This is a genomic window from Pseudomonas putida (assembly GCF_026625125.1).
GTDB classification, from domain to species: Bacteria; Pseudomonadota; Gammaproteobacteria; order Pseudomonadales; family Pseudomonadaceae; genus Aquipseudomonas; species Aquipseudomonas putida_X.
The window spans coordinates 5,031,435-5,057,921 of the sequence record NZ_CP113097.1; the positions used below are offsets into that span (position 1 = coordinate 5,031,435).

Annotated in this window: 26 protein-coding genes, 1 tRNA gene and 1 pseudogene; 12 read left to right on the top strand and 16 right to left on the bottom strand. The window is 63.1% G+C overall.

The annotated features are described in order from the left end of the window. Positions 1-47 precede the first annotated feature (47 nt). Entirely contained in the window at positions 48-191 is a 144-nt protein-coding gene (locus OSW16_RS23150) for a hypothetical protein (RefSeq protein WP_267818804.1), read from the bottom strand. Between the two features lie 308 nt (positions 192-499). Further along, complete coding sequence (locus OSW16_RS23155) at positions 500-1,711, bottom strand: MFS transporter (RefSeq protein WP_267818806.1); 1,212 nt, start codon at positions 1,709-1,711, stop codon at positions 500-502. Between the two features lie 178 nt (positions 1,712-1,889). On the opposite strand from OSW16_RS23155, the pseudogene OSW16_RS23160 reads away from it, so the two are divergent. Then, a pseudogene (locus OSW16_RS23160) lies at positions 1,890-2,716 on the top strand (FecR family protein). A 95-nt stretch (positions 2,717-2,811) separates the two neighbouring features. After that, positions 2,812-2,888, top strand: a tRNA-Met gene (locus OSW16_RS23165). A gap of 75 nt (positions 2,889-2,963) precedes the next feature. On the opposite strand, the gene OSW16_RS23170 is transcribed toward OSW16_RS23165, so the two are convergent. Then, the gene (locus OSW16_RS23170; protein ID WP_267818808.1) at positions 2,964-3,575 is read right to left on the bottom strand and encodes a LysE family translocator; all 612 of its coding nucleotides are present in this window, start codon (positions 3,573-3,575) and stop codon (positions 2,964-2,966) included. A 145-nt stretch (positions 3,576-3,720) separates the two neighbouring features. Between OSW16_RS23170 and OSW16_RS23175 the strand changes: the two genes are divergently transcribed. Beyond that, complete coding sequence (locus tag OSW16_RS23175) at positions 3,721-4,635, top strand: LysR substrate-binding domain-containing protein (RefSeq protein ID WP_267818810.1); 915 nt, start codon at positions 3,721-3,723, stop codon at positions 4,633-4,635. Here the strand turns inward: OSW16_RS23175 and OSW16_RS23180 are convergent. Next, complete coding sequence (locus tag OSW16_RS23180; RefSeq protein ID WP_267818812.1) at positions 4,575-5,159, bottom strand: YcbK family protein; 585 nt, start codon at positions 5,157-5,159, stop codon at positions 4,575-4,577. The genes OSW16_RS23175 and OSW16_RS23180 overlap by 61 nt on opposite strands. A gap of 66 nt (positions 5,160-5,225) precedes the next feature. Between OSW16_RS23180 and OSW16_RS23185 the strand changes: the two genes are divergently transcribed. Further along, the gene (locus tag OSW16_RS23185) at positions 5,226-6,380 is read left to right on the top strand and encodes a hypothetical protein (RefSeq protein ID WP_267818814.1); all 1,155 of its coding nucleotides are present in this window, start codon (positions 5,226-5,228) and stop codon (positions 6,378-6,380) included. A 72-nt stretch (positions 6,381-6,452) separates the two neighbouring features. Here OSW16_RS23185 and rimI read toward each other — a convergent pair whose 3' ends face one another. Continuing rightward, positions 6,453-6,908, bottom strand: a complete 456-nt coding sequence (gene rimI, locus OSW16_RS23190; RefSeq protein ID WP_012316291.1) for a ribosomal protein S18-alanine N-acetyltransferase — start codon at positions 6,906-6,908, stop codon at positions 6,453-6,455. After that, positions 6,905-7,693, bottom strand: coding sequence for an energy transducer TonB (locus OSW16_RS23195; protein WP_241806373.1), 789 nt, complete (start codon positions 7,691-7,693; stop codon positions 6,905-6,907). Before OSW16_RS23195 ends, rimI begins: the two co-directional genes overlap by 4 nt. 221 nt (positions 7,694-7,914) lie before the next feature. On the opposite strand from OSW16_RS23195, the gene mksB reads away from it, so the two are divergent. Genes mksB through mksF form a run of 3 tightly spaced genes read left to right on the top strand, consistent with a single transcriptional unit; the run spans position 7,915 to position 12,717 of the window. Then, the gene (mksB, locus tag OSW16_RS23200) at positions 7,915-9,192 is read left to right on the top strand and encodes an Mks condensin complex protein MksB (RefSeq protein WP_241806295.1); all 1,278 of its coding nucleotides are present in this window, start codon (positions 7,915-7,917) and stop codon (positions 9,190-9,192) included. Continuing rightward, positions 9,182-9,889, top strand: coding sequence for an Mks condensin complex protein MksE (mksE, locus tag OSW16_RS23205; RefSeq protein WP_241806294.1), 708 nt, complete (start codon positions 9,182-9,184; stop codon positions 9,887-9,889). Before mksB ends, mksE begins: the two co-directional genes overlap by 11 nt. Further along, entirely contained in the window at positions 9,886-12,717 is a 2,832-nt protein-coding gene (gene mksF / locus OSW16_RS23210; protein WP_267818819.1) for an Mks condensin complex protein MksF, read from the top strand. Before mksE ends, mksF begins: the two co-directional genes overlap by 4 nt. 255 nt (positions 12,718-12,972) lie before the next feature. Here the strand turns inward: mksF and OSW16_RS23215 are convergent, their stop codons facing one another. The 5 genes from OSW16_RS23215 to rplU all read right to left on the bottom strand — a co-directional run bounded on the left by OSW16_RS23215 (position 12,973) and on the right by rplU (position 16,664). Further along, positions 12,973-13,434 (bottom strand): CreA family protein, encoded by a 462-nt coding sequence (locus tag OSW16_RS23215; protein WP_267818821.1) that lies wholly within the window; start codon positions 13,432-13,434, stop codon positions 12,973-12,975. Beyond that, entirely contained in the window at positions 13,431-14,549 is a 1,119-nt protein-coding gene (gene proB / locus OSW16_RS23220) for a glutamate 5-kinase (RefSeq protein ID WP_241806291.1), read from the bottom strand. Before proB ends, OSW16_RS23215 begins: the two co-directional genes overlap by 4 nt. Before the next feature lie 87 nt (positions 14,550-14,636). Continuing rightward, complete coding sequence (gene cgtA / locus OSW16_RS23225; RefSeq protein WP_267818824.1) at positions 14,637-15,863, bottom strand: Obg family GTPase CgtA; 1,227 nt, start codon at positions 15,861-15,863, stop codon at positions 14,637-14,639. Between the two features lie 190 nt (positions 15,864-16,053). Further along, positions 16,054-16,311 (bottom strand): 50S ribosomal protein L27, encoded by a 258-nt coding sequence (gene rpmA, locus OSW16_RS23230; RefSeq protein ID WP_008092023.1) that lies wholly within the window; start codon positions 16,309-16,311, stop codon positions 16,054-16,056. A gap of 38 nt (positions 16,312-16,349) precedes the next feature. Next, positions 16,350-16,664: a 50S ribosomal protein L21 gene (gene rplU, locus OSW16_RS23235; protein ID WP_008092021.1), complete on the bottom strand. Its 315-nt coding sequence runs from the start codon at positions 16,662-16,664 to the stop codon at positions 16,350-16,352. A gap of 245 nt (positions 16,665-16,909) precedes the next feature. Here rplU and OSW16_RS23240 point away from each other — a divergent pair, with 245 nt between their 5' ends. The 3 genes from OSW16_RS23240 to OSW16_RS23250 all read left to right on the top strand — a co-directional run bounded on the left by OSW16_RS23240 (position 16,910) and on the right by OSW16_RS23250 (position 18,709). Next, positions 16,910-17,878 (top strand): polyprenyl synthetase family protein, encoded by a 969-nt coding sequence (locus OSW16_RS23240; protein ID WP_241806289.1) that lies wholly within the window; start codon positions 16,910-16,912, stop codon positions 17,876-17,878. Between the two features lie 160 nt (positions 17,879-18,038). Beyond that, positions 18,039-18,380, top strand: a complete 342-nt coding sequence (locus tag OSW16_RS23245; protein WP_267818828.1) for a zinc ribbon domain-containing protein YjdM — start codon at positions 18,039-18,041, stop codon at positions 18,378-18,380. A gap of 83 nt (positions 18,381-18,463) precedes the next feature. Further along, complete coding sequence (locus OSW16_RS23250; protein WP_012316301.1) at positions 18,464-18,709, top strand: hypothetical protein; 246 nt, start codon at positions 18,464-18,466, stop codon at positions 18,707-18,709. A gap of 340 nt (positions 18,710-19,049) precedes the next feature. Here the strand turns inward: OSW16_RS23250 and OSW16_RS23255 are convergent, their stop codons facing one another. From OSW16_RS23255 to OSW16_RS23275, 5 genes are all read right to left on the bottom strand, one after another. Beyond that, positions 19,050-19,667, bottom strand: coding sequence for an FKBP-type peptidyl-prolyl cis-trans isomerase (locus tag OSW16_RS23255; RefSeq protein ID WP_241806287.1), 618 nt, complete (start codon positions 19,665-19,667; stop codon positions 19,050-19,052). An 85-nt stretch (positions 19,668-19,752) separates the two neighbouring features. Beyond that, a complete protein-coding gene (locus tag OSW16_RS23260; protein WP_267818831.1) occupies positions 19,753-20,058 on the bottom strand; it encodes a DUF6482 family protein in 306 nt (101 codons plus the stop codon). 144 nt (positions 20,059-20,202) lie between these two features. Further along, the gene (locus OSW16_RS23265) at positions 20,203-20,691 is read right to left on the bottom strand and encodes a TIGR00645 family protein (protein WP_008092009.1); all 489 of its coding nucleotides are present in this window, start codon (positions 20,689-20,691) and stop codon (positions 20,203-20,205) included. Positions 20,692-20,864: 173 nt separating this feature from the next. Next, positions 20,865-21,203, bottom strand: coding sequence for a hypothetical protein (locus tag OSW16_RS23270; RefSeq protein ID WP_012316305.1), 339 nt, complete (start codon positions 21,201-21,203; stop codon positions 20,865-20,867). 163 nt (positions 21,204-21,366) lie between these two features. Further along, on the bottom strand, positions 21,367-23,805 hold the full coding sequence (locus OSW16_RS23275; RefSeq protein ID WP_267818835.1) for a Lon protease family protein: 2,439 nt from the start codon (positions 23,803-23,805) through the stop codon (positions 21,367-21,369). Positions 23,806-24,056: 251 nt separating this feature from the next. Here OSW16_RS23275 and OSW16_RS23280 point away from each other — a divergent pair, with 251 nt between their 5' ends. Together OSW16_RS23280 and OSW16_RS23285 are read left to right on the top strand one after the other, a co-directional pair. Further along, a complete protein-coding gene (locus tag OSW16_RS23280) occupies positions 24,057-24,545 on the top strand; it encodes a DUF3015 domain-containing protein (RefSeq protein WP_012316307.1) in 489 nt (162 codons plus the stop codon). A gap of 75 nt (positions 24,546-24,620) precedes the next feature. Further along, a complete protein-coding gene (locus tag OSW16_RS23285) occupies positions 24,621-26,474 on the top strand; it encodes a DUF4105 domain-containing protein (RefSeq protein ID WP_241806284.1) in 1,854 nt (617 codons plus the stop codon). Positions 26,475-26,487 lie beyond the last annotated feature (13 nt).

The following is a 26,487-nucleotide window of genomic DNA, read 5'->3' on the forward strand; positions in this document are numbered from 1 at the left end:
AGGCGCCCGGGCGCACGCCGGGAAAGCGGGTGACGCAGGGGCGCAGGTCAGTTCAGGGCGAGGTGTGGCGAGAAGGTAAAGGCAAACAGCACACTGCGGCGACGCTTGAGCACCGTATCGCTCGGCCACGCGCGACGCATGGCCTGGAGGGCAGGCTGGCGGGCGTATGGACGGGATTGGGTACGGCGCATTGCTTTGGCTACTACGCAGGTTGGAGACAAGAGGCGGCACTCTAGGCCAAGCCAGGTTGAGCCGTCAATTGCCGCGCCCACCGCGCGCAGCAGCACTGCCCCGACAGTGCAAGTGACGGTCTTGCCGGTGAAGGTGGCGCATGGCACCGGCTTCACCGGTGATCGCCGGCAAGCCGACTCCCACAAGATGGCGGCCTGCCCCCAGGAAGTTGGACACCCATCCAATGTCTGGCTCAACGTCCAACAGCTGGCGCGAATCCCTCGTGGGAGCCGGCTTGCCGGCGATTGGGCTGCAAAGCAGCCCCTGCTCAGCGCTTACCCGTGTTGGGCAGAAACACCGCCAACAGGCCGAACAATGGCAGGAACGAACATACGCCATACACGTACTCGATACCGCGCAAATCCGCGACGTACCCCAGCAGCGCCGCGCCAATCCCGCCGAAGCCGAACATCAGCCCGAAGAAGACCCCGGCAATCATGCCCACACTGCCCGGTACCAGCTCCTGGGCGTACACCACGATCGCCGAGAACGCCGACGCCAGGATGAAGCCGATGACCACGCTAAGCACGGTGGTCCAGAACAGATCGGCGTACGGCAGCGCCAGGGTGAAAGGCGCCACACCGAGGATGGAGAACCAGATGACCGCCTTGCGCCCAATACGGTCACCGATGGGCCCACCAAAAAAGGTGCCGGCCGCGACCGCGCCAAGGAACAGGAACAGGTGCAACTGCGAGCTGGCCACCGACAGGTCGAACTTCTCGATCAGATAGAAGGTGAAGTAGCTGGTGAAGCTGGCCATGTAGAAGTACTTGGAGAACACCAGCAGGCCCAGGACGACCAACGCCCCGATCACGCGCTTGCGCGAGATGCCATGGGTGGCCTGCACCACCTTACGCGCCTTGGCCTGGTTGAGGTGCTCGGAGTACCAGCGGCGCAGCATCAGGGTCACGGCGAAGAACAGCAGCCCTGCCACGCCGAACCATGCCACATGGGTCTGGCCGAACGGGATGACGATGGCAGCCGCCAGCAGCGGGCCAAAGGCCGAGCCAGCGTTGCCACCCACCTGAAAAGTCGACTGCGCCAGGCCGAAACGCCCACCTGAGGCCAGCCGCGCAATCCGCGAGGTCTCCGGGTGGAAGGTCGACGAGCCGATACCCACCAGTGCAGAAGCCAGCAAGATCATCGGGAAGCTGCCGACGAAAGCCAGCATGACGATACCCACCAATGTGCACAGGGTGCCGAGCGGCAACAGGTTCGGTGTCGGCCGGCGGTCGGTGAAGAAGCCAACCCAGGGCTGCAGCAACGACGCCGTTATCTGAAAGGTCAGTGTGATCAGGCCGATCTGGGTGAAACTCAGGTCGTAATTGGCCTTGAGCATCGGGTAGATCGCCGGCAGCACCGACTGGATGAGGTCATTGATCAGGTGCGCCAGTGCACAGAAGGCGATGATGCGCATCACCAGGGGGTTGGCTTGGGTTGCCGAACCGGTGCTGGCAGTGGAGGTGCTGCTGATGGCCATGAGTTTGAGTTCCGTCCTCAGGTGTAGGATCCGATTATCAGGAAACAAATGGATACATAGCTACCTTTTTATTCCTTCCAATCGCGTTCTTGCAAATGGTTCTCAATATATTTAGCATCCTTACCGACAATTCCCGTAATCGTTGGGCGATAACGCCCTTTAGCGAGCACATTTCAGCATGAGCCCGATGCCCGCCACGCAGATTCAGGCCGACGCGCAACAGGAAGCACTGGCGTGGTTCTCCCGCCTGCGCCAGCCGGGCTGCGATGATCGTGAACGGCAGGCTTTCGCCCGCTGGTGCCAGGCCCCGCTCAACGCCCATGCCTACGCCGAGCTCGAAGCTTGCTGGCAGCAATTGCAGGCGCCACCGGCACGGCCCCGCCCGCGCCAGCTCACCGTGCGGCGCAGCCACCTCGGCAAAGCGCTGGCATTGCTGTTTCTGCTGGCGCTGAGCGTGGCGGCGTACCTGTACTGGCCACTGATGCAGCGCCTGGGCAGCGACCTGCACACTGGCGCTGGCGAGCGGCGCAGCGTGCGCCTGGCCGATGGCTCTACCCTGCACATGGGCAGCGCGAGTGCACTGAATGTCGACCTGCGCGGGCGCACCCGCCTGTTGCAGGTTGTGCAGGGCCAGGTAGAGGTGCACGTGGCGCTCGACGGCCGCGCCCTTGAACTGCAGGTGGATGATTCGCGTATCCAGGTGTTCGGCACTCGCCTGATGGTGGCGCGTCATGCCGATCATGACGAACTGGTGGTACTCAATGGCAAAGCCCTGATCGCCCAGGGTAGCGACCAGCGTATGGTGTCTGCGGGTGAGCGGGTGACCTTCACCGAGGCGCGGATCGGCCCGGTGCAAAGGGTCGATGTCAAAAACGCGGGCGCCTGGCGCAGTGGCGGGTAAGCGACTTCGACCTTGACCGCGCAGCGGAAACCCTCGACGCGCTGGTTGCCGAGCAGCATCTGCAGCTGTACAGCATTCTCGGCCAATGGCTGATCGTGCGCTGAAACCAGGCTGGGCGGCTAAGTTTTTGAAAGCGTGCAAATTTTTTTTGAAATGAGTGTTGACAGAGGGGCATCACAAGGGAATAATGCGCGCCATCGGCTACATAGCTCAGTTGGTTAGAGCATAGCATTCATAATGCTGGGGTCCGGGGTTCAAGTCCCTGTGTAGCCACCAAACTTGAAAAGGGCTTACCGCAAGGTAGGCCCTTTTCTTTTGCCCGCAGAAACGTTCAGCCCCTCTCTTTCGCCTTCAGCGCACCCCCGATACCGCCACTGCCAAGCCGAGCCCAATCAGCGCGACACCAATCAGCCGGTCGACCAGCCGCTGGCGCTCGATCATCATTTTGCGCAAGCCGGCGCTGGAAAAAAACACCGCCACCAGGCTAAACCACGCCCAGTGGGCCAGCGACATGAAGGCACCGTAAGCAAAATCCAGCGCCAGCGGGCTGCCTGGCTGCACGACCTGGGTGTAGGCACTGATCACGAAGAGCATGGTCTTGGGGTTCAGGGCGTTGGTCAGAAAACCCGTGCGCAGGGCAGCCAGCAGCCCCGCCGCTGGCTCCTGGCCATCCAGGCTGATGCGAGCGGTACTGGTCAACGACTGATAACCCAGATAGATCAGGTATCCCGCGCCCAGCACTTTCATGGCCAGGAACAGCGCAGGGCTCTGGCTGATGACCACGGCGATGCCCAACACCGTGTACAGCACATGCACCTGAACGCCGAGGGCGATACCCACGGCAGCCGCAAGGCCGGCCTCGCGGCCCTGTGCATAACTGCTGCGGGTGACCATGGCGAAATCGGCGCCGGGGCTGATGACGGCCAAGATGGTGAAGAGGGCTACGGCGAAAAGCTCAGTCACGAAGAAGGTCCTCGATAGGCGATGAAAATGCACAGATGTCGCCATTATCGAAAGCGCGAAAACGAAGGGAAACCGATTTATAGTGACGCAAATTCGCTAGTTTTTCTCACACAGGTGCAGTGCCGTCGCCGGCAACTTCAAGCCCATGAAACTTCCCCCGCTCAGTGCCTTGCGATACTTCGATATCGCTGCCGAAACCGAAAGCTTTGTGCGTGCCGCCGAACGCCTGCACGTTACCCATGGCGCCGTCAGCCGGCAGGTCCGCCTGCTTGAGGAAAGCCTCGGCATCGAGCTGTTCGAACGGCGTAACCGGGCGATCTTCCTGACCCCGGCCGGTCGCGCACTGCACGGCACCACCCAGGCCGTCTTCGAGCAAATCGAAGGCGCAGTGCAGCGCCTTCAGCAGCAGGAACGGGGCAATGTGCTGGTACTTTCCTGCGAGCCGACCATCGCCATGCGCTGGCTGATCCCCCGCCTGCCCCGCTTCCATGCCGCTCACCCGGACCTGCAACTGCACCTGGTGGCCGCCGGTGGGCCGCTGGACTTTGCCCGTAGCGGCGTCGACCTGGCACTGCGACGTGATGATTTCCATTGGCCGCCCATGCTGCACGCACGGAAGGTCTGCGACGAATGGATCGGCCCGGTCAATCGCGATGGCAGCACCGCACTCGATGGCCAACGCCAATTGCACAGCAACACCCGCCCAAGTGCCTGGCCCACGTGGTTGCGCCTGAGTGGCCAGCAAGCCCGGCACTGCCAACGCAGCGACTACGAACACTTCTACCTGTCACTGCAGGCCGCCAGTGCCGGCCTGGGCCTGGCGATAGCCTCAGCGCTGATGGTGCGCGATGACCTCGACAGCGGGCAGTTACAGGCGCCGTTCGGCTTTGTGCGCGATGGCTCCGCCTATCACCTGCTAAGCCCGCAACCGCTGGATGACGGCGGCAAACGCCAGCGCTTTGCCGACTGGGTGATGGAAGAAAGCCAAGCGTGCCTCGCTCACCTGGGCTTGCTGCAGAACGACGAGCCAGGACTGCCATCACCGCCCCAGGTGCGATAGCCCGCGGTGTCGATATGGATGCGGCCTGTCGGGTAGCGCCCCAGCCCCATGCCCCAGGCCTGGCCATGCTGTTGCCAGAAGCGGCACAACGGATTGGGGTCGGCCCAGCCCGGCAAGAGGATATCGACGGCGAAGGCACGGGTGTGGGCGCTGTTCACGGCGCCCCCTGCACACCTGTTCAAGCCAGGGTCACGGTAGGCCGAGACTACTTCGAACTGACGCAGGATGCCTTCATCAGCCAGCGTCTTGATCAGCGCCAGCGTGGAACGCACCGCCGGCCAGTTGCCTGGCGGCGGCACGGCAAACGGTGAAGCCTTGCACAGCCGCCAGTCGGAAGCCGAGCGCAGCAGCTGATGAATCGGCACCACGCCATACAGGCGGGCATCCACCAACATCTCGCGGAAGGGCCGGGTCTGATGATCCCCGGCCCACTGCGCGAACATCCACAGGTCACGTTCATCGGCCTGAGCCACGCCGCCCAGCATCAGGCTTGTGGCCATCAGCAGCCATTTCGTCCTTTTCATCCCCGCTTCCTCTGCCCCAGTATGAGTATCGCCGCCAATCGGGGCGGCCATTACAAGGAGTTAAGCATGCACAAGATTGCCTTACCCAGCCTGGCCGCCCTCGCCTTCAGCGGGCTGGCCGCAGCCGATGCTCAGCTCGACCTGGGCGATGCCCAGCGTGTCACTCGCCTGTTCGCATTCCCCAACAACTGCCACGTGATCTGCTTTCGCCCATGGACGCTGGAGCAGACGGTCGAGCACTACCTGACCATGAGCGTACGCCGCGACGGCTACGCGGGCGCCCAGGTGCACGTGAGCCGCGACGCAGACCGCCTGCACGCGACCATCAGCGATGTGCCAGGCAGTTATACCGAGCCACTGCGCCAGCTGCTCGACAGCGGCGAGCTGGCCTACCAAGGCGCCACCGAGCTGAACAGGGACGGCAAATGGTCCTACGACTGGTACCTGTTCCTGCCGTTGGGCATGGCCCTGCAGAACCGCCGCAGCATTGAGCTGCTGCATTTCCCGCCGGATTATTCGCTGACCCAGGCCCAGGACTACCTGCGCTCCAACACCACGGACCGCTGGGCAGAGCTGCTGACCTTCAATGGCGTGGCGGCCAGCGACACACCGGCCTACCAGACCATCATCGATATCGCCCCGATTGCAGCCCCGGCCAGTGCCGGGGAAGCGCTGAAAGACACCTACAGCTACTTCAACACTTACCAGACCCGCATGGTCAGGGAGATGACCGCGCCCCTCGATGCATCAGCCCTGCCGATGGTGGCTTTCGGCGCCCCCGTGCGCAGCTGGGTCGAGCAGCAGTATGGGCCCCGCGTCGGCGTGCTGGGCCTGGTCAGCATCAGCCCGCAGGCGGGCGCCAGCGTGCCGGTGCTGGGAGCCAACCACCCGAGCGCGATCTGGTATGCGGCAGACAAGCAAAGCCATGGTGGCAACGAGGACGAAGCTGATGCAGCAGGGCTGAAGATGATGGGCCAGGACCTGACGGCGGCGTGCTGGCAGGCCGGCATGGGGCGCAATCGGCAAGCCGATGCGAAGCTGACGCTGGAAGCGTGCTCGAACAAGTGGCAGGTCACGCAGAAGAAGCAGACCTGTGAATTGTTCTTCCGCACCGTACGCCAGTACCCACCAGAGCAGGCGGCGGCCAAGTGCAATACGGGGGTGGTTACGAGGGCCCTGAGAGATTTGCGTGCACCAATCGAGAGGCTTCAGGATCTTTGATCGATGCAGCCTTTGCTGGTCTCTGAGGGAGCGGGCTTGCCCCGCGAAGAGGCCAGCAAACGCAACGCATTGTCAGTCTTCGAGCAAGGTACACGCCATCACCAGCGCATCCTCACGCCCGCCAGCCACCGGGTAGTAATCCCGCCGCCGGCCAATCTCGTTGAAGCCGTAGCGCTCATACAGGCGATAGGCCGACTGGTTGCTGGCCCGAACCTCGAGGAAGCACTCCCGCCCATTGAGCTGATACGCGCGCGCCATCAGGTGTTCGAGCAAGCGCAGCCCCAGGCCACGCCCCTGGTTCTCTGGCTTGACGGTAATGTTCAGCAGGTGCGCTTCGTCGATGATCACGTTGATCACACCATGGCCGACCTGCTGCTGGCCATCGAACATCAGCCACACTTCGTAGGACTTGAGCGCATCCTGGAAAATCCCGCGGGTCCAGGGATGGCTGAACGCGGCATATTCGATCTTAAGCACGGCATCCAGATCCGCCTCGGTCATGGGGCGGAAACTGATCGATTCACTCATTCAACGCTCTTCCAGCGCGCCATCAGCTGGCGCATCGCTTTCCAGACGTCCGCCTTGCGCTGCGGCTCGTCCATCAACAGTTCAAGGCCCGGCAAGGCCCAGGCATCGCCCAGGCCGTCGAGCTTGAGTACTTGGTAATAGGCCTGGGCGTCGGTATTGGCGGCAAAGCGCAAGGCCGGCATGCCGATCAGCCAAAGGCAGGTGCAAGGGGCTTGTTCAAGGCGCGCCTGGATGAAGCCCTGGACGAAATCACGCGCTGCCTCCGGCCCCTGGTCCATGTTGCCACGCACCAGCAGCGGCCAGCGTACCGGCTCGCCGATGATCTGCGGGGCATCTGGCAGGCCTGCGGCGCGCAGCATGTCCTTGAGCAGCAGGTAGGACGGGTCGCGGCTCTGGAACGGCTGGCCGGTGGCCAATTCCACCAGCAGCAGGCAGTTGCCGGCGCGCAGCAGTTGCAGCGAAAAACGCGGTGGCGGCACGGGGGCCGGGCGTGGTGCGGGGGCTTGCTCCTCGGCCTCGACCGGTTTAGCAGCGGGCTTGGGGGTAGTGCCCGGGCGCGGAATCTCGATTTTCGGCCGCTCACCGGAGCGCGCCTGTGGTGCGACCGGCGCTTCGTTGGCAGAGGCTGGCGAAGGCCTGACCTCGAACGCGGCCTGCTCGACCGGAACCTGCGGCAACAGCAGCTCGGGCCGCGACGGCGCAGCGAACGGCAGTTCGGCGCGCGGCAGCCAATGCACCACTTGCATGGCGGAAAGGTAGGCGCGGCGGCGGGGCTCGGTCAGCAAGGCACGGGTATCCGGGGGGCTGGAACAAGCGGGCATTCTAACGCTGTTGGCTGCCGAGCGCCGCAACTGGTCGGCAGAAAATTGCCGCCTGAACTGGCCAGGGGGCCAGTGAACCCCCCAGGCAACTCAGGGTTATCCCTGATTACAGACCAAGGGGTGAAATCCTCACCCCCGGATGCAGTACAATCGCCCCCTTTTTACTTGGCAACGAGTAGACGCCAATGATCGAACCCAAGCGCGTCCTGCGCGCCCTAGCCGAACACTGGGCCCTGATCGAGCCGCTGTGCGAGCGCTTCGACCAAGGCACCCTGAGCCTGGTCGAACTGCGCCAGCAGCTGGGCCGCCAGCAAGTGGAAAGCACGCCGCAGGACATCACCCAGCTGCTCGACGTGTGGATCCGCCTGGATATCCTGGTCCCGGTGGCCAAGAGCCCGAACCGTTTCGAGCTCAACGCCCAGATCCACGACTTCCTCGCCTACCTGCGCCGTGAGCACCGTCTGGGCCTGTGCCTGGAGATCGAGGCCTACCTGCGCCACCTGGAGCGCCTTGCCGGGCATATCCAGGATGCCTTCGACAACCGCGACAGCGATGACCTGGCGCGCCAGCTGCGCCTGCTCGACATGCGCGTGCGCGACGTGCTGAAGAAGCTCGACAACGATGAACAGGCGCTGGTCGCCGTGGCCGAACGGGCCAAGACCAGCAACCGTCAGATCCCGCTGCGCCAGCGTTATGCCGAAGTACTGGCGACCTGGGACGAATACGTCGAGCCGATGATCCAGCTGGTCAACGCCGACGGCGCTTTCGAGCAGGGCGTGCGCAAGGTCGAGACCGTGCTGCTGAAACTGCTCGGCGAACAGGCGCGCCTGGGCCACCTGGTCGACGACGACATGCTGCTGCGCACCCATGCGCGCATCCTCGAGATGCAGACCAGCGCCCAGTTGACCCTGCGCCACGCCCGTGAACTGCTGCTGCCGCTGCGCGAAGAAGCGCGCCGGCACAATGCCGTGACCCGCGGCGCCGCCCTGGCCCTGTCGGTGATCCGGCGCAAAGGTATCGACGCGGTGCCGCAGGCGGCCATGCCATTGTTCACCCGGCCGCAGAGCACCTTCCTGGGCAGCGCCAGCCAGGTCGAGGCGTACGTTTATGCCCTCGCCCGCTTCGAGCCGAAACCGGCCAGGTTCCCCAAGGCGCACAAGACCCAGACTGGCCCGCTGCCGCGCGCGCCACGCACGGTCAAGGAAATGCTCGAGCGCTGCGAAGATGCCCTGCCGCTGCCTGACCTGATGGTCTGGCTGCTGGACCAGGAGCCCGACGGCGCCACCGACGAACTGTTGTACTGGTTCTCGCGCCTGTCACGTGAGAAGCGCTTCAAGCGCGAACGCCTGGAACGGCGCGAGTACACCACCCACGAACACCTGGTCAGCCTGCGCTCGTACGCCCTGACATCCAGCCGCGAAGCGCAACCTGAAACCAACGCGAGCCCAGCCAATGCATCTTGATCTTTCCGAACTGTCCCAGCTCGCGCCGATCTTCCGCGAGCTGTTCAAAGGGTTCCACATCAGCCGCCGCGACCCGGAGCTGTACGCCCAGCTGTCGAACTTCCAGGACCAGTACCGCACCCTGTTCAAGGCCTTGGGCTTCGAGCTGGTGTGCGATACCCGCGGTTTCTATTACTTCGTCCCCGAGCAGGCCGCCGCGCAGGTCAACAAGACCGCCCAGCGCCTGTCGCTGTTCACCTTCATTCTGGTCGAACACCTGGCCGACCAGGGCCGCGACCCGATGGCGGTACTCGACGGCGGCAGCATCGGGCGCGATGAGCTGCCCTCGCTGCTGGACAAATACCGTGACCTGTTCCTGCAGGCTGAAGTGCAAACCGTCGACGAGCTGGAAGAAAAGATCATGCGCCGCATGACCCAGCTCGGCTTCGCCCACGAGGAAAACGGGATCTACCGCTTCCTGCCGCCGATGCACCGGTTCCTCGATGTGTGCCTGTCGGTGCAGCAGGACCGCGACCTGGCCGCCAGCCTGCACAGCGATCTACCGCTGCCAACGCCGGTGCTGGTCGAGGAAGAAAGCCCCGAAGCGCTGGCCCACACCGACGACCCGCTCGACCTCACCCCGTTCGAGGGCGAAGAAAGCGAAGAAGAGGCCCTGGCCCGGGCCATCCGCGAAGAGCAACAGGAGATTGACGCATGAGCCAGGAACGCTACGGCATCCGCCGCTTCGCACTGCTCAACACCGCCGGCTACAGCCTGGGCCTGTTCCCGCTGGAGCACCCGCTGTCGGTCTACGGCGCCAACAACCTGGGCAAATCCGCTTCGATCAACGCCCTGCAGTTCCCGATCCTGGCGCGCATGTCCGACATGAGCTTCGGCAAGTACAGCCTGGAGCAGTCGCGCCGCTTCTACTTCGCCAGCGACACCTCGTACATTCTCTGCGAACTCAACCTGCCCCACGGGCCCCACGTGATTGGCGTGGTCGGGCGCGGGCCGGGCGGCGGTTTCGGCCACCAGTTCTTTGCCTACAAGGGTGAACTGGACCTGGACCACTACCAGAAGAACGACACCTGCCTGCGCCAGAAAGAGCTGTTCACCAACCTCGAACGCCTGGGCCTCAAAGCCTACGAGCTCAAGCCGGACGAGCTGCGCCGGTTGCTGGTCGGCGGCCACACGTCGGTGCCGCTGGACCTGACCATGATCCCGCTGCGCTCGACCAGCGAACAGAGCCTGAAAACCTTCCGGGCACTGTTCATCAACTTGCTGCACATGCGCGAAATCACCGCCGCCAAGCTCAAACAGCTGTTCCTCGACGCGTTCGAGCACAGCCTGCGCTCGGGCAGCGTCGACTACATCGCCGCCTGTGAAGAAGCCTTCCGCGACGTACGCCGCATGGAGCAGGACTACAACGCGCTGGTTGCCGCCGGCCCGCTGGTCGAAGCCCTGGCCGGCGGGGTGGCCCAGCGCGACATCCTGCGCGGCAAGCTGCACCGCCTCTCGCCACTGCTCGACAACCTGCTGGCCACTTGGCAGGAATACGCCATGGCGCGCAAGGAAGAGCTGGTGATCCAGGCCGAGCACTACCGCGGCGAGCAGGACCGCCTGCAGAACGACCAGCGTGGCGGCACCCAGGAGCTGATGCGCCTGGAACGTGAAATCACCGGTATCCAGCGCTGGCTCGGTGAGCTGTCGGTGCTCAAGCACCGCTTTGCCCTGATCGATGACGTCAAAGTGCTGGAGCAGCAACTGCTGGCCGCCAAGGACGCCCACGACGAACTGGCCGGCGCCTTGGCCCAGTCGCGGCAGTTCTCTGCCGAAGACCTCGACGAGCGTGTACGCGACCTGGAAAAACGCCTCAAGCAGGTCAGGCAGCAGCTCGACCACGCCGACAACAACAGCTACGCCCGCCTGCGCGAAGAGTTTTCGCAGGCAGACGTCGACCGCCTGATGCGCCTGTTCAACGGCGCACTGTTCAGCCTGCCGCTGGGCGAGCGCGGTATCGAACTGGACGACAGCGACCTGTGGGTGAAATCGCTGGAAGCGGTGCTCGATAGCTTCAAGGGCGAGCGCTTCGAGGCCCCGGGCATTTCCATCGACCTTTCGCACATCGACCCACCCGCCCTGCAAGCCCTGGCCGACCGTGCGGCCCTGCGCGACCAGAAGGACCGCCTGGAGCGCGAGCTCAAGCAGCTCAAGACCCAGCAGTCGGTGGCCGCCGACCGCAGCGCCTCCAAAGCCCAGACCGAAGCCCTGTACCAGCAGGTGCTGGACGCGCAGAAGGCCCTGGAAGACTACCGTCGCAGCGAAACCCTGGCGGCGGAAGAGCCGGAGAAGCTGGAACAACTGGCGCAATTGGAAGCGGCCCAGGACGAACTCAAACGCTCCAGCGATGCCTTCACCGAGCGCGTCCAGCAACTGTCGGCCAAGCTGCAACTGGTCGGGCGGCAGATCGCCGACCTGGAAGCCAAGCAGCGCACCCTGGAAGACGCCTTGCGCCGTCGCCAGCTGCTGCCTGCCGACCTGCCGTTCGGCACGCCGTTCATGGAAGCGGTTGACGACTCCATGGACAACCTGCTGCCGCTGCTCAACGATTACCAGGACAGCTGGCAGGCCCTGCAGCGCGTCGACAACCAGATCGAGGCGCTGTACGCCCAGGTGCGTCTGAAGGGCGTGGCCAAGTTCGACAGTGAAGATGACATGGAGCGGCGCCTGCAGCTGCTGGTCAATGCGTACGCCCACCGCACCGACGAGGCGCTGACCCTGGCCAAGGCGCGCCGCGCCGCAGTCACCGACATCGCCCGCACCCTGCGCAACATCCGCAGCGACTACGACAGCCTCGAGCACCAGCTGGCGCTGTTCAACCGCGAGATCAACAAGCGCCAGGTTTCCAACCTGCAGAGCTTCCGCGTGGTACTGGCGCCGAACAAGGAAGCGCTCAAGCATATCGACCAGATCATCCACAGCGCCGGCCAGTACGAGGAAGGCGAGACCCTGTCGGTGTTCGACCTGACTCAGAATTCGGAGCAGGATCACAAGAACGAAGAAGCCAAGGAGTACCTGGCACGGCTGGTGGCGGCCAACCACAACCAGCTGGGCCTCAAGGACCTGTTCGAACTGGCGTTCGAGATCACCAAGATCAACAGCCAGCCGGTGATTCACGCCGACATCGACGGCGCCGCCTCCAACGGCACCACGATGACCATCAAAGCGCTGACCAACATGTACCTGTTGCTGCACTTGATGGATCGCGACCTGGCCGGGCGTATTCGCCTGCCTTACTACCTGGACGAAGCGGCGGACATCGATGAGCGCAACCAGGCCGCGCTCCTGGAGACCAGCCTGCAGCTGGGCTTCGTACCGATTCTGGCGAGCGTCAAGCCACAGGTATCGGCGCATGTGGCGATCGACCTGGAAGGCGGTAGCGGGCCTAATGGCATCTATATCGACGAAGCGGACTGGAAGTACATCAGCCGTCGTGATGTGGAGAAGGCGATCGTGCGCGAGGATCAGGCCGAGGAGCTGGCCTGATTAGTGTGTGACGGGGCCGCTTTGCGGCCTATCGCCGGCAAGCCGGCTCCCACAGGTATCGCGCCAACTGTTAGACGTTGAGCAAGACAGTTGCTCCATCAGGGGTGCCAACTTTTAGACGTTGAGCAAGACAGTTGCTCCAACAGGGGTGTGGAGTGCCACCAGGAAGCTGGATACCAGCTCAATGCCCGGGCCACTCCACCCTGTGGGAGCCGGCTTGCCGGCGATTGGAGGCCGAAGGCCTCCGCTGTTGCCTCAATGGGCCCAAGGCAGAATCGGAATCGCCGTCACCGCATTCTGCGGGCTGCCTTCGATCATGCGGTCGCTGTACACCAGGTACACCAGTGTATTGCGCTTCTTGTCCAGGAAGCGCACCACCTGCATGGTCTTGAACACCAGCGAGGTGCGTTCCTTGAACACCTCCTCGCCATCTTTCAACTCACCCTTGAAGTTGATCGGCCCCACCTGGCGGCAGGCAATCGACGCCTCGGCACGGTCCTCGGCCAAGCCCAGGCCACCCTTCACTCCACCCGTCTTGGCGCGCGACAGGTAGCAGGTCACACCTTCGACCTTGGGGTCATCGAAGGCCTCGACCACGATGCGATCGTTGGGCCCGACGAACTTGAACACCGTAGATACCTGGCCGATTTCCTCGGCCCCTGCCAGCACCGGCAGCGCCAGGGCCGCCACGGCAATCACGCGTTTGAGCATGTTCATACCAGCACCAGGTTGTCACGGTGGACCAGCTCCGGCTCGGCGCTGTAGCCAAGCAGGGACTCGATGGCATCGGACGATTGGCCGATGATTTTCTGTGCTTCCAGCGCGCTGTAGTTGGCAAGGCCACGGGCCACTTCCAGGCCGTCGGGGCCCACGCACACCACCATTTCGCCACGGCGGAAGCTGCCTTGGACGGTCTTCACACCGACCGGCAGCAAACTCTTGTTGGCCTGGCGCAGCGCCTGCACGGCACCGGCGTCCAGCACCAGAGTGCCGCGGGTTTGCAAGTGGCCAGCCAGCCACTGCTTGCGCGCAGCCAGCATGCCGCGCTCAGGCGACAACAGGGTACCCAGGCGCTCACCAGCCTTGAGCCGGTCGAGTACCCGTTCGATACGGCCTCCGATGATGATGGTGTGGGCACCAGAACGGGCAGCCAGGCGTGCGGCGCGCAGCTTGGTCTGCATGCCGCCCCGGCCCAGAGCGCCGCCGGTACCGCCGGCTACGGCGTCGAGCGCTGGGTCATCGGCACGGGCTTCGTAGATCAGCTGCGCCTCTGGATTGTTACGCGGGTCGGCGTCGAACATGCCGTCACGGTCAGTGAGGATCACCAGCAGGTCAGCTTCGACCAGGTTCGCCACCAACGCAGCCAAGGTGTCGTTGTCGCCGAAGCGGATCTCGTCGGTAACCACGGTGTCGTTTTCGTTGATCACCGGCACCACGCCCAAGTCGACCAAGGTGCGCAAGGTGCTGCGGGCGTTGAGGTAACGCTTGCGGTCGGACAGGTCGTCGTGAGTCAGAAGGATCTGCGCGGTGTGCTTGCCGTGCTCGCCAAAGCTCGACTCCCACGCCTGCACCAGGCGCATCTGGCCGATCGAAGCGGCAGCCTGCAGCTCGTTCATCGCGCTCGGTCGTGCGGTCCAGCCCAGCTGGCTCATGCCGGCAGCCACGGCCCCAGAGGACACCAGCACCAACTCAACACCCGCCTCACGCAGGGCAACCATCTGCTCGACCCATACGGCCATGGCACCGCGGTCGAGGCCCTTGCCATCGGCCGTGAGCAATGCACTACCGATCTTCACGACCCAGCGCTTGGCGCCAGTCACCTTGCTTCGCATCTTCTCTTCCAACCTATGTCGAATCTGTAGATACCGTGGATACAAAAACGCCGCTCCAGAGAGCGGCGTTTAGTGTACTGCAACCGGTCAGTCGCGCACGTAAATGATTTCCGGGCCGTCTTCGTCGTCCTCGAAATCATCGTCCCACGCGTCATCGTCGCCGATGTCGTGCACGCTCTTGACGCCGGTACGACGCAAGGTACGGGCGTCGTCCAGGGCCTGCAGCTGGGCGCGGGCTTCGTCTTCGATGCGCTGGTCCAGGTCGGCCAGTTCCTCGGCGTAGGCCGGGTCGTTGGCCAGGCGATCGGCGCGGTCTTCGATGTAGCGCATCAGGTCGTGAGAGAGCTGCTCGGTGCCCTGCTTGGCGATGGCCGAGATCACGTAGACCGGGCCTTCCCACTGCAGACGCTCGACCACTTCCTTGACGCGCTCGTCGCGCTCGTCGTCCATCAGCATGTCGGCCTTGTTCAGCACCAACCAACGCTCACGGTCGGTGAGCGACGGGCTGAAGCGGGTCAGCTCGTTGATGATCACTTCGGCGGCGTCGGCCGGGCTGCTGCCGTCCAGCGGCGCCAGGTCGACCAGGTGCAGCAGCACGCGGGTACGCGCCAGGTGCTTGAGGAAGCGGATACCCAGGCCGGCACCGTCGGATGCGCCTTCGATCAGGCCGGGGATGTCGGCGATGACGAAGCTCTTCCAGCGGTCGACGCTGACCACGCCCAGGTTCGGTACCAGGGTGGTGAACGGGTAGTCGGCGACCTTCGGCTTGGCGGCCGACACCGAACGGATGAAGGTGCTCTTGCCGGCATTCGGCAGGCCCAGCAGGCCCACATCGGCCAGGACTTTCAGCTCCATCTTCAGGTCGCGCTGGTCGCCCGGCTTGCCTGGGGTGGTCTGGCGCGGCGCACGGTTGGTGCTGGATTTGAAACGGGTGTTGCCCAGGCCGTGCCAGCCGCCTTGGGCGACCATCAGCTTCTGGCCGGGGGTGACCAGGTCACCGATCACTTCCTGCGTGGAGGCGTCGATCACGGTGGTACCGATCGGCACACGCAGGAACAGGTCCTCGCCCTTCTTGCCGGTGCAATCGGTGCTGCCACCATTGGCGCCGCGCTGGGCTTCGTGGTGACGGGTATAGCGGTAGTCAACCAGGGTGTTGAGGTTTTCGTCGGCCACCATGTACACCGAGCCGCCATCGCCACCGTCACCCCCGTTGGGGCCACCGTTCTCGATGAACTTCTCGCGACGGAAGCTCATGCAACCGTTACCACCATCACCGGCCTTGACCCGGATGGATACTTCGTCAACAAACTTCATTCAAAAACCGCCTCTCGCCTTCCGACGAGCTGAATACTTAAAAAACCTGAGGCTCTTGCAAAAATGAGCGCGGCGGCCCCGTACGACCGAAGAAACCCACGCCGGCAGCCCATACAAACAGCTTTGCAAGAGGCTCACCACAAACGAAAAAGCCCCGTCGCATGACGGGGCTTCTGGAGCGACGTCGCGATTAAGCGGCGACGATGCTCACGTAACGGCGGTTGAACTCGCCTTTCTTCTCGAACTTGATCACGCCTTCGATCTTGGCGAACAGGGTGTGATCCTTGCCCATGCCAACGCCGTAGCCGGCGTGGAACTGGGTGCCGCGCTGACGGACGATGATGTTGCCGGCCTTGACGACCTGGCTGCCATACATCTTCACGCCAAGGCGTTTCGATTCTGAGTCGCGACCGTTACGAGTACTACCACCAGCCTTCTTGTGAGCCATGGTTCAATTCTCCAAATAAATTCAGGGGATCTGAGCGATTAAGCCTGGATACCGGTGATTTTGATCTCGGTGAACCACTGGCGGTGGCCCATACGCTTCATGTGGTGCTTACGGCGACGGAACTTGATGATGCGTACTTTATCGTGACGGCCTTGCGAAACGACTTCGGCAACAACTTTAGCGCCAGCGACGACTGGAGCGCCGATGGTGACTTCTTCACCGTTGGCAACCAGCAGAACGCGATCGAAAGTCACGGATTCGCCAGTGGCGATTTCCAGCTTTTCGATTTTGAGGAATTCACCTTCAGCGACTTTGTACTGCTTGCCGCCGGTAACGATTACTGCGTAAGACATGGGTATTTCTCCGATAATCCTGCTCACCCAGCGCTTTATATGATGAGTATTGGCTGGCATGGCTGCACAGGGCTGGAACGGCCCGGCGCAATTGCGTAAGGCAGGTGCTGCCCAGGAAGTTAGGGTGCGCGATTGTACGCAACCATGGTTTTGCTTGCAAGTACCGGCCCCGCTCACCGGGCGGCGTGCCTTGACACACCGGGACCCGCGACCTAGCATGCCGCGCAACCTCACTGGAGCAGCCGATGCAACCCCAAACCTTCTACCGCGCGGTAGCTGACGATTTCAGCGCCGTCGACGAGATCATCAAGAAGCAGCTGACCTCGCGCGTGCCGCTGGTATCGAAGATCGGCGATTATATCACGTCGGCCGGTGGCAAGCGCTTGCGCCCGTTGCTGGTGCTGCTGTGCGGCAAGGCTCTGGGCCGCGAGGGCGACGACCTGCGCCTGCTCGCTGCAACCATCGAATTCCTGCACACAGCCACCCTGCTGCACGACGATGTGGTCGACATGTCCGGCATGCGCCGCGGCCGTTCCACCGCCAATGCCCTGTGGGGCAATGCACCGAGCGTGCTGGTGGGCGACTTCCTTTATTCGCGCTCGTTCGAAATGATGGTCGAGCTGGGCTCCATGCAGGTCATGCAGATCCTCTCCAAGTCCACCCGGGTGATCGCCGAAGGCGAAGTGCTGCAGCTGTCGCGGGTGCGCGATGCCAGCACCACCGAAGAAGTGTACATGGAGGTCATCCGGGGCAAGACCGCGATGCTGTTCGAGGCCTCGACCCACAGCGCCGCCGCACTGGCCGGTGCCACCGACGAGCAGCGCGAGGCCCTGCGCACCTTCGGCGACCACCTGGGCGTGGCTTTCCAGCTGGTCGACGACCTGCTCGACTACAAAGGCGATTCGCAGACCCTGGGCAAGAACGTGGGCGACGACCTGGCCGAAGGCAAGCCCACCCTGCCGCTGATCTACACCATGCGCGAAGGCACGCCTGAGCAGGCTGCACTGGTGCGCAAGGCGATCCAGAAGGGTGGCCTGGAAGACCTGGAACAGATCCGCGTGGCGGTCGAGGCTTCGGGCGCGCTGGACTACACCGCGCAGCTGGCACGTGATTACGTGAAGCGGGCCATTGAGTGCCTGGAAGTGCTGCCGGCCAGCCAATACCGGGATGCACTGGTGGAGCTCAGTGAGTTTGCCGTAGCGCGCACGCACTAAGGTCGCGCCACCCTCCTCGCGGGCAAGCCCGCTCCGCAGGATCCACAGGGTTCTGCAGGAGCAGGCTTGCCCGCGATGCATTTGTGCGGACAAAAACATTTCCCTGTTAAAACCTTATACAATATGGGCCTTTAACCGTCTGTCTGTTTAAGGAACCGAAGTGAGCACTTTGCCGCCCTGCCCTAAATGCAATTCCGAGTACACCTACGAGGATGGCACCCAGCTGATCTGCCCTGAATGCGCCCACGAGTGGTCGGCCACCGGCGAAGCCGACGCCGGCAGCGATGACGTGGTGAAAAAGGATGCAGTGGGCAATGTGCTGCAGGACGGCGACACGGTCACCGTGATCAAGGACCTCAAGGTCAAGGGTTCTTCCCTGGTGGTCAAGGTCGGTACCAAGGTCAAGAACATCCGCCTGTGCGACGGCGACCACGACATCGACTGCAAGATCGACGGCATTGGCGCCATGAAGCTGAAGTCGGAATTCGTGCGCAAGGTCTGATTACCTGAAAAACAGCCAATAGTCTCTTGCTATTTTGATAATAAGAATTATTCTCATTGGACCGTTAACCAAGGAGAATAGCCATGACTTATCTGATCGACGCTTGGCTGGACCGCCCCCACCCTTACCTGCGCATCCTGCATCGCGAAACCGGCGAAGTGTGCGCCGTGCTTGAAGAAGAGGCGCTCGACGAACTGCGTGACCAGGGTGACCTGGACATGAGCGGGTTGAATTCGAGTGAACCGGTGGTGCTCAAGGAGCTGGTGCGCAATTTGTTCCTGTTCTGTTATGCGCGGGCGTTGCGCCCGGTGGGAACAGACTGGAATTGAAGCCGGCAGCACCGGCCTCATCCCCCGCAAGTCGGCGCCAGGTGCAGTGCAAACCTCAGGTTCTGCGCGGCCCTGTTGGGAGCCGGCTTACCGGCGATAGGGCCGCGAAGCGGCCCCAGATGCTCGCAGGGCCCGTCGAGCGCGCTCGGGCTATTACAGCTCTGCTATGGGGGCTGCTGCGCAGCCCATCGCCGGCAAGCCGGCTCCCACCCCGACCGCGCAGCTCTTCAGGCCTGCGCTTTAGCTGTGGAAGCAACTGTCTTGCCCAATTTCTAAAGGCGGCGCAATCCATGTGGGAGCCGGCTTGCCGGCGATGGGCCGCGAAGCGGCCCCAGAGGCATTACAGAACGTCGAGCAGCTCGACGTCGAATACCAGCACGCTGTGCGGCGGGATGCTGCCGACGCCTTGGGCGCCGTAGGCCAGCTCGCTCGGCACATACAGGCGCCATTTGCTGCCTGCATTCATCAGCTGCAGGGCCTCGGTCCAGCCAGCGATCACGCCACCGACCGGGAATTCAGCCGGCTGGCCACGCTCGTAAGAGCTGTCGAACACAGTGCCGTCGATCAGCGTGCCGTGGTAGTGCGTACGTACGTTGCTTTCGCGGGTCGGCTTGGCGCCTTCGCCTGCGGTCAGCACTTCGAACTGAAGGCCCGAGGCAAGGGTGGTGATGCCTTCGCGCTTGGCGTTCTCAGCCAGGAATTCCTTACCGGAGGCAGCAGCAGCTTCAGCCTTGGCGGCAGCTTCTGCCTGCATCACTTCACGGATGACCTTGAAGCTGGCCGACAGGTCGGCTTCGCTGACGCGGCTGTCGGCACCGTTGAAGGCGTCGGTCAGGCCGGCCACGATGGCTTCCAGGTTGACGCCTGGTGGCGGATTGTCGCGCAGCTGGCCGCCCAGCTGACGGCCGATGCCGTAGCTGACGCGGGTTTCGTCGGTGGACAGGTTGAGTTCGGACATTGTCGTGCTCCACTGCAGGGCGCAGTGCAGCCGCGCCCTTGATGAAAAGGGCGAGCAGCCTAGCACACTGGGACGCTGCGAGCAGCTACCAGGCCGAACGCTGGGAAATGGGTACCTTGAGGTCTTCTTCGGGGTGCGAACCCATGCCGCACATTTCGTCCTGGACGGACCAGTGCACCAGGTTCATCGAGACCATCGGGATGGTTTGCAGCAACGTGCGGGCGTCTTCCACCGAGTGCACGCGCAGGCGTTCACCGCGGGTATCAGCCAAGGGGTGGGCATGGCCCTTGATACGGGCCTCGAGCAGGTAATCACCACCTTCGATGGCAATCAGGTTCAATTCATCGACATGGCCGGCCCTGGCCTCGGTATTGAGCTGATGCAGGTTCATGGGAGCACCTCGCTGCTGCAACCCGGCATGAGTGCTCATTTTTTGTACAGGACCCGGGAATACACAAGGCATTACTGACGCCGCTCGTCAGTTGGGCCGCGCCGGCCCCAGCCCCGGCAAGCCTGCGCAGGGGCCGGCAAGGGCTCAGTGCTTGGTGAGTTTGTCCAGGTAACCCATGCAGAAGGCGGACACCACGAAGGTCATGTGGATGATCACGTACCACATCAGGTAGTCGGTAGAGATGTTCTGCGCGTCCATGAACACCCGCAGCAGGTGGATGGAGGAAATGGCCACGATCGAGGCAGCGACCTTCATCTTCAGCGACGAAGAGTCCATCTTGCCCAGCCAGTTGAGCTTCTCCTTGCTGTCATCGATGTCCAGTTGCGAGACGAAGTTCTCGTAGCCAGAGATCATCACCATGACCAGCAGGCCGCCCACCAGCGACATGTCGATCAGCGACAGGATCACCAGGATCAGGTCGGCTTCGCTCAGGGCGAATACGTTGGGCAGGACGTGAATGACTTCCTGGAAAAACTTCAGCGCCAAGGCCAACAGGCCAAGGGAAAGGCCGAAGTAGATAGGGGCGAGCAGCCAGCGCGAGGCATACATCGCGTTTTCGAGAATACGTTCCATGGAGGGTTGGGACTCGTCAGGTGACTGAAAAAGCGACGCCGAGTATAGCCAGCCGCCTGTTACAGCAAAAGCCCGGACTCAAGCGGGCTGCGTGTAGCGCAAACGCAGGAGTGGATGGCACCGGCTTCACCGGTGATCGCCGGCAAGCCGGCGATTGCCCCAGGAACGAGCGCTCAGGTTTCAGGGTGGAACTGATAGTCCCCCAGGTTGCGACAACGTTCACCGTTGATCCGGCGCAATTGCGCCTGCAGGTGCAGGCACCAGATCTGCGGATCTTCGGCCACCTGGTACCCATGCAGGGTAAGGCTGTCGACAATGGCGTTGAGCACGGACTCGGCGACCAACGGCCCATGGAACGGTCCTTGGGCCTTGATGGCTGAGGGTTGCTCACCGGCCATGCCGGCAGCGAACAGCAAGGTCCACATGCCGTTATCACCGGCCAATGGGCGAATGCTGCATTCGATACGCGTCACCAGGCCCAGGCACTGGCGAGTAAGGCAGAGGTTGCGCATGGCCGCGTCCCCCTCCAATAAGCCGTGTTCAGCTCGAAACGTTCGGGCTGTTTCCATCCTGAACCCTGACGCCGTCCTAAGTTCCAGCATAGAAGAGCAACGCAAAAAGATGGAAAACCGGCGCTGAACGGTAGCACATGGCCGCCAGCGCCGATTTATTGACTCAGGCTGGCTTGGCCTGGGCAATCACCTCTTCCAGGCGTTCCTTTTCCGCCTTCTCGATATCCTCCTCGCTGACCATCTCGGCGATCTCGCGCAAGCGCTCGACCACCCGGGCGTTGACGCTGCCTTCGGTGAACTGCCCCTGCTCGTCCAGCTCCCCGGCGTCCTCACCCACCAGCAGGCTCAGCGCCTCGTCAGCCTGGCTGACCGCATAGACGTGGAACACGCCATTCTCGACCGCCTGCAGCACACGCTCATCGAGCATCAGCGTGGCAACGTTGGCACGCGGGATGATCACCCCCTGCTCGCCCGTCAGGCCACGGGCCTCACACAGGCGGAAGAAGCCTTCGATCTTCTCGTTGACCCCACCCACTGCCTGCACTTCACCGAACTGGTTGATCGAGCCGGTGATCGCGAAGCACTGCTTGAGCGGGGTGCGCGACAATGCCGAGATCAGCGTGCACGCCTCGCCCAACGAGGCGCTGTCACCGTCCACATAACCGTAGGACTGCTCCAGGGCAATGCTCGCGGAAATCGCCAAGGGGAATTCCTGGGCGTAGCGGCTGCCCAGGTAACCGGTGAGGATCATGACCCCCTTGGAGTGGATCGGCTGGCCCAGGTTGACCTCGCGCTCGATGTCGACGATGCCGCTGCCGCCCGGGTAGACGGTGGCGGAAATGCGCGCCGGCATGCCGAAGGCCGAATCACCCACCTCCAGCACGGTCAGGCCGTTGCACTTGCCGATAGCGGCGCCTTCGGTGTCGATCAGGATGATGCCTGCCAGCATGTCGTCGAGCACCCGCTGCGAAACGCGCCCGGTGCGGGTGGCCTTGGCCTTGAGCGCACGCTCGATGTGCCCGGCATCGGTCATGTCGTCACTGGCCAGCTGGCGGATGAAGTCGGCCTCGCTGACCAGCTGGAACAGGTCACCGATACGCGCCGACAGGCGCGACTGGTTCTCCGCCAGGCGCGCGCTGTAGGTGGCCAGGCGAGCCACCGCATCGCTGGTCAGCGGCGCCATGCCCTCCTCGTTGGTACGGGTGCGCAACAGCTGGGCGAACTGCTCGAGGTTTTCGTCGACCATCGGCATGTCTTCGTCGAAGTCCACCAGTACCCGGAACATCTCCTGGAAGTCCGGGTCATGGTCCTGCAAGGCGTAGTACAGCTGACGCGATCCGATGATCACCAGCTTGACGTTGAGCGGGATCATCTGCGGCTGCAGGCTGACGCTGGCGACGCGGCCCAGTTCACCGATCGGCGACTCCATCTTCAACTTGCGTGACTGCAGGGCACGCTTGAGCGCATCCCAGACGAACGGCTCGCCGAGCATCTTCTCCGCTTCGAGAATCAGGAACCCACCGTTGGCGCGGTGCAGCGCGCCCGGGCGCAGCTGACGGTAGGAGGTGTACAGCGCCCCCTGGTCGGTGCTGTATTCGATCCGCCCGAACAGGTTGTCATAGGTCGGGTGCGGCTCGAACACCACCGGCGCACCACCGACGGCGTGATGGCCGACCACAAGGCTCGGGGCGTACTGCTCTTCGAGCAGCTTGCGCGCGACAGCGTCGGTCTTGCTGTCATCGACCAGTTGCTCGACCACGGTACGCAGCAGGTTCAGCTGCACCGATTGCAGGTAGGCACACACTGCGGCGTTCTCGGCGTACTTTTCCGACAGCGGCGCCAGCAAAGGCTGCAAAGCCAGGGTGATGGTTTCTTCGTTGAGCTGGCGCAGGTGGTTGTTCGACTCGCGCTTCCACTGTGGCAGGCTGGCCAGCTCTTCGTTGAGGCGCTCCTCGAGGTAGGCGATGTCCTCGTGGAACTGCTCGCGGACTTCTTCCGGCAGCTGGGCGAACTCGGCTTCGTCCAGTGCCTTGCCGTCGGCCATCGGGGTGAAGGCGACATTGCTGGCGTCACGGTACAGGGCCACGTCCTTTTCCAGCGAGGCGCGCTCGATGACATCCAGGGCGCGGTCGTAGCGCTGGTTGAAGGCACGGTCGATGGCGCCCTTCTTCTGCTGATACGACGGGTGTTCGAATACCGCCGGGAACGTCGCCAGCAGGTTGTCGATCAGGCCGCCCATGTCGCTGATGAACGCGGCGGCGCTGCCCGACGGCAGCTCCAGTGCCCGCGGCTCGCGGGTGTCATCGAAGTGGTTGACGTAGACCCAATCGGCAGGGGTCTGTTGGCGCTTGCCCTCGGCCTTGAGGTAGCGCTTGACGAACGAGAAGCGCCCGGTACCGGGCTCGCCCATCACGTATACGTTGTAACCGGGGCGTGGCATGGCCACCCCAAACTGCAGGGCCTCGACAGCACGTTCCTGGCCCAGGACTCCGCGAAACGGTTCCAGATCGTCGGTATTGGCAAAGGCAAACTGCTCAGGAGAAAAACGCCTGGTCAAAGCTTCAGGCGCGAGACGCAGGCGCGCAGCGACAGGATCGGGCATTGGGTTTCCTTACTTCGGCGGGGCAGATACGCAGCATTCTGGCGCCGCCCGCGCGCGCCTTGCAAGGCTCAGCGGGACTTTATGTCGCAGTATCGATCAGCGACCCAAGCAAATTTTTCGCAATCAACGACGCAACCTTTAGATCGTGCCTAAACTCCAAGCTGCGCGGGTGGGTGAAAAGCTTTCCCGACCTGGCAACCGAGTTGCCAGCAACCCTGACCCTTGGTTAAGACAAATAGAGAACAAATGCTATGAAACGGATTCTTCTGGGTACTCTGTTCACCGTAGTCTCGCTCAATGCCATGGCCGAAGCGCCGGGCGGCCCGAACTGCGGCTGGGGCAACATGCTGTTCGAAGGCCAGCGCGGCACGCCGGCTCACTTCCTGGCCTCCACCACCAACGGTACATCCGGTAACGCTACCTTCGGCATGACCTCCGGCACCAACGGCTGCTCCACTAAGGCCTCGCTGACCTATGGCGGCAAGTCCTGGTTCGCCATGAATGGCATGATGAACGAACTGTCCGAAGACATGGCCATGGGCCAAGGCGAAGCACTCACCACCTACGCGGTGGTACTGGGTGTAGCGCCGGAAGACCGCGGTTACTTCAACTCGGTCACCCACCAGCACTTCAACCAGATCTTCAGCAGCGCCGACGTAAATGCTGAAACTGTCCACAGCAACACCCTGGCCGTTCTGAAGAACGACCCACGCCTGGCCAAGTACGCTACCGAGGCCTAAGCGCAGCTGCTCCCGCCCCCTCCCGGGGCGGGTTTTCGCCTTTTTATCGGCATCGTTAAGAAGTAGTTGCCCGACATGCTCAAACGCCTTGCTTACCTGGCGCTGTGTGCCTGCGCCCCTGTTCATGCCGCGCCTGCGCTGGATGAAGGCCGTCTCCAGCAATTGGCCAATACCCCTTACTGGATTGCCCTGGGCCACTACGAAACCGCCAAACTCGGCGGCTGGCGCAGCTATGTCGACGACCGCAAATTCTTCCTCGCCGAGGACGGCGCGCACCACCCGGACCAAGAGCTGCGGGCCACGGTACAGGCGCTGTATGCCCCGGCCAGCCTGGGCGACAAGCATGCCCAATGCGTGTTCCCCGCCCGCACCCGCTGGCTGAAGGAGCAACTGGGCCTGCAAGGTTTGCCGCAGCCGGATTGCCAGGAGTTCAAGACCTGGTACGAATCGGTCGACCCGCACAGCGCGGCGCTGATCTTCCCGGCGGCCTACCTGAACAGCCCGTCGTCGATGTTCGGCCATACCCTGCTGCGCATCGACCAGTCCAATACCCGCAGCGACGACACCACGCTGCTGAGTTATGCCATCAACTTCGGCGCCTACATCGAAGGCAGCGACAACAGCATCCTGTATGCCTGGAAGGGCCTGATGGGTGGCTATCCCGGGCTGTTCGCCCTGATGCCCTATCAGGAAAAACTGTCCGAATACCGCAGCCTGGAAAACCGTGACCTGTGGGAGTACCAGCTGGACCTGACGCCAGAAGAAACCGGGCGCATGGTCGAGCATGTGTGGGAACTCAAGCAGGTCCAGTTCGATTATTTCTTCTTCGACGAAAACTGCTCCTACCGCCTGCTGGAACTGCTGCAGGTGGCGCGGCCGGGCCTGGACCTGACCTCGCAGTTCCCGCTGACCGCAATCCCCACCGACACGGTCAAGGCGGTGAAACAGTCGGGCATGGTCGCCAGCGAGACTTACCGGCCCTCGCGTGAGCGGGAACTGCTGGCCCGGGCCGAACCGCTGGGCCTGGATGAGAAACGCCAGGTGCTGGCCGTCAGTGCCGACACGGCGCAGCTGCAGAGCCCGGCCTTCACCGCCCTGCCCCGCGAGCGCCAGGCCCTGGTGCAGGACGCCGCTTACCGCCTGGAGCGTTATCGGGCCAACGGCCAGGAGCGCGACCCCGGCCAGGCACGGCGTAGCTTCGAGCTGTTGCGGGCGATCAACCGCAACCCACCACCGCCGCTGCAGATCGAACGCCCCGGCCTGCCCGAGGATGGCCATGACTCCCGCACCTGGCAGCTTGGCGTCGGCACCCGGGAAGACCGCGCCTACGCCGAATACGGGCTGCGCATGGCGTATCACGACCTGAACGACAATGCCTACGGCTTCCCGCTTGGCGCGCAGATCGAAATCCTGCAACTCAAGGTGCGCCAGTACGAAGGCAACGATTGGCAGGTGCAACGCCTGGATCTGGCCACGATTCGCTCGCTGACCCCTCGCAACGAACTGCTCAAGCCCTGGTCGTGGCAGGTCGCCGGTGGCCTGGAGCGGGTGCCGGGCAAACATGACGATGAAGTGCTGGTGAGCCATGTCAATGGCGGTGCCGGCGGCACCTGGCAATTGGCCGACGGGCTGCTGGGCTTCGCCTTGGGCACTGTGCGGGTCGAGCACCATAACGACTTCGCCCAGTTCATCGCCCCAGCGGCGGGGTTCAATGGCGGGCTGCTGTGGCGCAACGGGCTGGGCAACATGACACTGGAAGCCAAAGGCGATTACTTCACCAATGGCGAAGTGCGGCGCAGTGTGAGCCTGAACCAGCAGTGGGAGATCAGCCAGAACCTGGGGTTGAGGCTGAGTGCTTCGCGGGCGTTCAGCCACTTGGCTACAGCCCAGAATGAGGTGATGCTGGAGCTGAAGTGGTACCACTACTGACCGCACTGGCCCT